Annotated in this window: 7 protein-coding genes and 1 pseudogene; all 8 read right to left on the bottom strand. The window is 66.0% G+C overall.

Annotated features, from left to right (window positions below; all coding sequences use genetic code 11):
* Positions 1-126: 126 nt before the first annotated feature.
* Positions 127-1146, bottom strand: coding sequence for a UDP-N-acetylmuramate dehydrogenase (gene murB, locus G1E_RS15785; protein ID WP_009685204.1), 1020 nt, complete (start codon positions 1144-1146; stop codon positions 127-129).
* Positions 1143-1607 carry a low molecular weight protein-tyrosine-phosphatase gene (locus tag G1E_RS15780; RefSeq protein ID WP_009685205.1) on the bottom strand — a complete coding sequence of 155 codons (465 nt, stop codon included), beginning with the start codon at positions 1605-1607 and terminating at the stop codon, positions 1143-1145. Before G1E_RS15780 ends, murB begins: the two co-directional genes overlap by 4 nt.
* Positions 1607-2371 (bottom strand): 3-deoxy-manno-octulosonate cytidylyltransferase, encoded by a 765-nt coding sequence (gene kdsB, locus G1E_RS15775; protein WP_009685206.1) that lies wholly within the window; start codon positions 2369-2371, stop codon positions 1607-1609. Before kdsB ends, G1E_RS15780 begins: the two co-directional genes overlap by 1 nt.
* Positions 2368-2553 carry a Trm112 family protein gene (locus tag G1E_RS15770; protein ID WP_003247142.1) on the bottom strand — a complete coding sequence of 62 codons (186 nt, stop codon included), beginning with the start codon at positions 2551-2553 and terminating at the stop codon, positions 2368-2370. Before G1E_RS15770 ends, kdsB begins: the two co-directional genes overlap by 4 nt.
* 43 nt (positions 2554-2596) lie before the next feature.
* Positions 2597-3598, bottom strand: a complete 1002-nt coding sequence (gene lpxK / locus G1E_RS15765; RefSeq protein WP_047149934.1) for a tetraacyldisaccharide 4'-kinase — start codon at positions 3596-3598, stop codon at positions 2597-2599.
* Positions 3598-4032: a biopolymer transporter ExbD gene (locus tag G1E_RS15760; RefSeq protein ID WP_009685210.1), complete on the bottom strand. Its 435-nt coding sequence runs from the start codon at positions 4030-4032 to the stop codon at positions 3598-3600. The genes lpxK and G1E_RS15760 overlap by 1 nt, the downstream gene beginning before the upstream one ends.
* Positions 4029-4664, bottom strand: coding sequence for a MotA/TolQ/ExbB proton channel family protein (locus G1E_RS15755; protein WP_009685211.1), 636 nt, complete (start codon positions 4662-4664; stop codon positions 4029-4031). Before G1E_RS15755 ends, G1E_RS15760 begins: the two co-directional genes overlap by 4 nt.
* A gap of 193 nt (positions 4665-4857) precedes the next feature.
* Positions 4858-5761 (bottom strand): annotated as a pseudogene (locus G1E_RS29580) (ComEC/Rec2 family competence protein); the annotation flags it as partial.

Here is a 5761-nt window from a genome sequence, read left to right as displayed (position 1 = left end):
GGCCTTGTGTCGCGATGGGGCGCAAAGCGGCCCCAGGAATATTTGCATTGACGCTGAAATCTGGGGCCGCTACGCGCCCCATCGCGACACAAGGCCGCTCCTACAGGTTCTGCACCGACCTCTAATTCAGTACAGGTTAGGCTCCATCTCCAGCTCAACCCCGAACCGTTCGAGGATATCGGCCTGGATCCGTCGCGCCAGCGCATGCATCTGCGCCCCGCTCGCCTGGCCATAGTTGACCAGCACCAGCGACTGCAAGCGATGCACCCCGGCATCACCCTCGCGATAGCCCTTCCAGCCTGCCTGCTCGATCAACCAGCCTGCGGCCAGCTTTACCTGACCGTCAGCCTGCGGATAGGCGACCACGCCGGGGTACTGCGCACGGATGCGCGCCACGCATTCGGCCGAAACTACCGGGTTCTTGAAGAAGCTTCCGGCATTACCCAGCTCGGCCGGGTCTGGCAGCTTTTCGCGGCGAATGCTGCAGATCGCATCGCTGATCGCCTGCGCCGTCGGTTCGGTCACGCCCTGCTCTGCCAGGCGCTGGCGGACCGGGCCGTAGTCCAGGTGCGCGTGCAGGGTACGGCTCAAGGCAAACCGCACCCGCAGGATCAACCACCGGCCTGGGTTACGCTTGAATACGCTGTCGCGGTAACCGAAGGCACAGTCCGCCAGCGCGAAGTCGCGCAGCTCGCCCGTCTCGCGGTCCAGGGCCGTAAGGCCGACGAACACGTCCTTGATCTCCACCCCGTAGGCACCCACGTTCTGCATGGGTGCAGCGCCCACGGTGCCAGGGATCAGGCTGAGGTTCTCCAAGCCGCAAAAACCCTGCGCCAGGGTCCACTGCACGAACGGGTGCCAGGGCTCGCCGGCCTCGGCTTCGACCACCACATGCTCGCCGTCATCACTGAGCACCCGGCGGCCCTGGCTGGCCATGTGCAAGACCAGCGCATCGATATCGCGCGTCAGCAGCAGGTTGCTGCCGCCCCCGATCACCAGCACTGGCAACGCCAGGCGCTGAGCCTGGCTCAGCGCCTGGCGCACATGCAGGTCATTGCGGGCCTGGCTGAAATAACGCGCCTTCACGTCGATGCCGAAGGTGTTGTAAGGCTTGAGCGATACCTGCTCCTGCCATTGCCCGGTCATAACCGCCCCTTGATTTCCAGCACCAGCGCCTGGCAGGCCGATTCGATCAGGTCGAGTACCTGCTCAAAGCCATCGGCGCCGCCGTAGTACGGGTCAGGCACTTCATCCAATGCCGCACCATAGCGGCGCAGGAACAGGTCAAGCTCGCCCGTCGCCGTTGGCGGGCGCAGGGCACGCAGGTCGCGAAGGTTGCTCTCGTCCATGGCCAGCACCAGATCGTATTCGGCGAAGTGCCGCTGCTTGACCTGCTGCGCGCGTTGCCTGGACAAGTCATAGCCACGCGCCAGCGCCGCCTTGCAGGTGCGGCTGTCGGGTGGTTTGCCAACGTGCCAGTCGCCCGTACCCGCGGAGGCCACCTGCACGCGGTCGGCGAGCCCGGCAGCCTGTAGCTGGTGGCGCAGCACGCCTTCGGCAGTGGGCGAGCGGCAAATGTTGCCCAGGCACACGAACAGTACGCGCATCAGGCCTCCAGCAAGCGCCGTACGCGCTCCAGGTCTTCTGGGGTGTCTACACCCACGGCAGGCGCCTCGATCGCGTCCTCGACGTGGATGCGCACACCGTGCCACAGGGCACGCAACTGCTCCAGGGCTTCGGTCTGCTCCAGCCAGCAGGGGCCCCAGCTGACGAAGTCGTGGAGGAAGCCCACGCGGTAGGCGTACATGCCGATATGGCGGCGGTAAGGCACGCCGGCTGGCAACTGGTCCTGGCCTTTGGCGAAGGTGTCACGCGCCCACGGCAGCGGCGCCCGGCTGAAGCTCAGGGCAAGGCCGTGCTTGTCGCTGACCACCTTCACCGCATTGGGGTTGAACACGGTTTCCGGCTCATGGATCTGCTCGGCCAGGGTGGCGATGGCCGCTTGCGGGTGGGCAGCCAGGTTGGCAGCTACCTGGTCGATGATCACCGGCGGGATCAGCGGCTCGTCACCCTGCACGTTGACCACGATGGCATCGGCCGCCAGGCCCAGTTGGGTCGCCACTTCAGCCAGGCGGTCGGTACCCGACTCATGGTCGACACGGGTCATCAGCACTTCAGCGCCAAAGGCCTGGCAAGCTTCGAAGATGCTGGCATCGTCGGTAGCGATGACCACGCGGCTGGCCGCGCTCTTGCGCGCCTGCTCCCATACATGTTGCACCATCGGCTTGCCGGCGATGGCCAGCAGCGGCTTGCCTGGCAAGCGCGTGGAACGCAGGCGGGCAGGAATCACCACGGTGTAGTCAAGGCTCATTTGTCCAGGCGCTCGTCGTCGGTCAGGGTACGTGCCTCGCTCTCCAGCATGACCGGGATACCGTCGCGAATCGGGTAGGCCAGGCCGGCACCCTTGCTGATCAGCTCGGTCTTGTCGGCGCTGAGCTTGAGCGGGCCCTTGGTGATCGGGCAGGCGAGGATATCGAGCAGTTTGGTGTCCATTGAAGGCTTCCTTTAGGCCAGATGGCCAGAAATGAAAACGGGCTCAGGGCTTGTGCAGCAAACGCTGCAGCTGGCTGTCGAACCAGGCGCTGAATGCCGGCGTGGGCTGTGCTTCGACAGCCAGGTACCACCAGTCGTCGGCGGCGAAGGCGCGGCATTTCACGGCGTCCTTCTCGGTCATGACCAGCGGCAGCGGTGGGCTGAAGGCCAGGCTCCGGGCGCTGAAGTGTGCATGGTCGGCAAAAGGGTGCGGCAGCGGCTGCCAGTTTAGCCCCAGCAGGGTATTGAAGAAACGTTGCGGGTTGCCGATACCGGCCACCGCGTGCAGGCGCTGGCCGGCGGGAAAATGGTCGAGTGGGCGGCGTTCGCCACTGCGCAGGTTGACCAGTGCGGATGGCTGCAGGCGCAGGCCAAAGCCACCGGCACGGTCTTCGCCGGCACCATTGAACAGCACCGCATCGGCGCCCTGCAGGCGTTCGGCAGGCTCGCGCAGCGGGCCGGCCGGCAGGCAGCGGCCGTTGCCCAGGCCACGCGCGGCATCGATCAGGACCAGCTCCAGGTCACGTGCCAGGCGGTAGTGCTGCATGCCGTCATCACACAGGATCAGGTCCAGCGGTTCACTGGCCAGCAGGGCCTGCACGGCGCGGGCGCGATCTGGGTCGATCATCAGCGGTACCCCGCTGCGCTGCACGATCAGCAGCGGTTCGTCCCCAGCCTGTTCGGCAGACTGGTCGGCCAACACCCGCCACGGCAACTGCGGCGGTTTGGCGCCATAGCCACGGCTGACCACGCCGACGTTCAGCCCCTGCTGGCGGCAATGCTCGATCAGCCAGAGAATCATCGGTGTCTTGCCGGTGCCACCCACGGTGATATTGCCCACCACGATGACCGGCACCGGTGCGCGGTAGCTGGCACTTTCACCCTTTAGAAAGCGCGCGCGCTTGCGCGTGACCACGCGGCGGTACAACGCCTCCAGCGGGCGCAGCAGCGCCAGCGCCGGGTGCCCGGCGTACCAGGCGGCGAGCAGGCGGCCGGCGATAGCCATCAGGGCGTGCCCTGGGCCGCCTCGACGGAGGTCATGCGCAATTGGCTGAAGCCGAGCTTGCCGGCAGCATCCATCGCAGTGACCACAGCCTGGTGCGGGGTCTTGCCATCGGCACTGATGGCCAGCGGCAGCTTGTTGTCACCACCCGACTCACGCTCGATGGCCTCGCTCAGGGTGGCCAGGTCGCTCTTGGGCAGCAGGTGGTTGTTCACCGAGTACACGCCTTCGGCGCTGATGGTGATTTCCACCAGCTTGCCCTGGTCGGCCGGCGCCTGCTCGGCACTGGCGGCCTCCGGCAGCTCGACCCGCAGCTGCGTTTCACGGGTGAAGGTGGTGGTGACCACGAAGAACAGCAGCAGCACGAACACCACGTCGATCAGCGACGCCAGGTTGATGTCGACGTTCTCCCGCTGGCGATTGCGCCGGAACTTCACGCCTTGCCTCCGGCCACTTCCACTTCGCGGTCGCCCTGCAGCACTTCCACCAGCTTGATCGCCTCCTGCTCCATGCCCACCACCAGCTCATCGATGCGGCGCAGCAGGAAACGGTGGAAGAACACCGCCGGAATACCGACCATCAGGCCCGCCGCCGTGGTGACCAGGGCCTTGGAAATACCACCGGCCAGTACCGCGGCGTTGGCGGTCATCTGCGTGCCCATGAAGGCACTGAAGATGTCGATCATGCCCAGCACGGTGCCCAGCAGGCCCAGCAGCGGGGCCATGGCGGCGATGGTGCCGAGGGTGCTGATGTAGCGCTCCAGCTCGTGAATGACGCGCGAAGCTGCCTCTTCGATGCACTCTTTCATGATTTCGCGGCCATGGCGCGAATTGGCCAGGCCCGCAGCGAGGATCTCACCCAGTGGCGAATCGGCGCGCAGCGCCTTGAGCTTGTCACTGGTGAGTTGCTTGTCCTTGATCCATATCCAGACCTGGCCCAGCAAGTGTGGCGGGGTGACGCGGCTGGCGCGCAGGGTCCACAGGCGCTCGATGACGATAGCCATGGCAGCGATGGAGCTCAGAATGATCGGCAGCATCATCCAACCACCGGACTTGACCAATTCCCACACAGTAAACGCCCCTTCGGATAAAGGCCGCCACTCTACCATAGGCACGGCGGAGGCTCATCTGCCGGAGATCAGGGAGCATGCCTTGGATGGGTATCGGGGCTGACAGGGGCATGCCTTGGGTTTTCCAGCGCCTGTCATGGCGAACCCCTGGGGCATAGAAAATGTCATGGCAAGCACCTGCAAGCCCCTCCCCTCACTCCCCCCGAGCCCGCCAGAACCGCCTCTGCCCCCGCATACCCTCAACCTCTCCCCACCCGCCCAGCACCAACCGCAAAGCCCCCTGCACCGCCGTGTCATGCACCACCACCCCATGCCGCCGGTACCGCTCCACCACCTGCGCATGCGGGTGTCCAAAGCTATTATTGCGCCCCCGCGATATCAGCACCCCACGCGGCGCCGTGGCACGCATGAACCCCTCGCTGGAGGAACTGCGGCTGCCATGGTGCGGCGACTGCAGCCAGTCAATGCGTGGCGCGTCGGTCGCCGCCAGCCAGGCACGCTCCGCCCCTGCCTCCATGTCGCCGGCCAGCAGCAACCGCTCACCCTGCGCCTCGACCAGCAACACACAGGAGCGGTCATTACTGCTGCGCCCATCCGCCCAGCGCCACAGCGAAAAACCCACGCCATCCCATTCCCATTGCTCGCCACTGGCACAGGGTTGCAACTGAACATCATCCAGCGCTTCCCCACCGATAACCCGCTCGACCGGCAAACCCCGCTGTATCGCCCCAGCACCGCCGGCATGATCGGCGTGGGCATGGCTGATCAGCATCACGTCCAGGTGACTCACCCCCAACTTGCGCAAGGTCGGCAACACCACCCGCTCCCCCAGGTCGCTGTCGCCCCTCGCCGGCCCGGCGTCATACAGCAGGTTGTGATGCCGAGTGCGCAACAGCACCGCCAAGCCTTGGCCAACGTCCAGTTGCCAGACCTCCACCTGCCCGAAAGGCACCGGCTCGCGCGGCACCCAGAGGGCCAACAGCATCACCCCGCCCAACCCTCTCAGCGGCACGCCACGGGGCAGCAGCACCAGCAAAGCCCCCAGGCAGACCAGCAGCCAGGCCCATAGCGGCAGGGGGGGGGGGGGCCCCGCCCCG

Source organism: Pseudomonas sp. TJI-51 (genome assembly GCF_000190455.2).
Lineage (GTDB): Bacteria > Pseudomonadota > Gammaproteobacteria > Pseudomonadales > Pseudomonadaceae > Aquipseudomonas > Aquipseudomonas juntendi.
The sequence above is the reverse complement of the archived record's forward strand: the minus strand, read 5'-3'. Positions and strand labels throughout refer to the sequence as shown.

Coding starts and splice junctions, on each gene's coding strand:
- lpxK (WP_047149934.1), bottom strand. CDS start 3,598: ATGGCTATCGCCGGCCGCCTGCTCGCCGCCTGGTACGCCGGGCACCCG.
- murB (WP_009685204.1), bottom strand. CDS start 1,146: ATGACCGGGCAATGGCAGGAGCAGGTATCGCTCAAGCCTTACAACACC.
- G1E_RS15770 (WP_003247142.1), bottom strand. CDS start 2,553: ATGGACACCAAACTGCTCGATATCCTCGCCTGCCCGATCACCAAGGGC.
- kdsB (WP_009685206.1), bottom strand. CDS start 2,371: ATGAGCCTTGACTACACCGTGGTGATTCCTGCCCGCCTGCGTTCCACG.
- G1E_RS15780 (WP_009685205.1), bottom strand. CDS start 1,607: ATGCGCGTACTGTTCGTGTGCCTGGGCAACATTTGCCGCTCGCCCACT.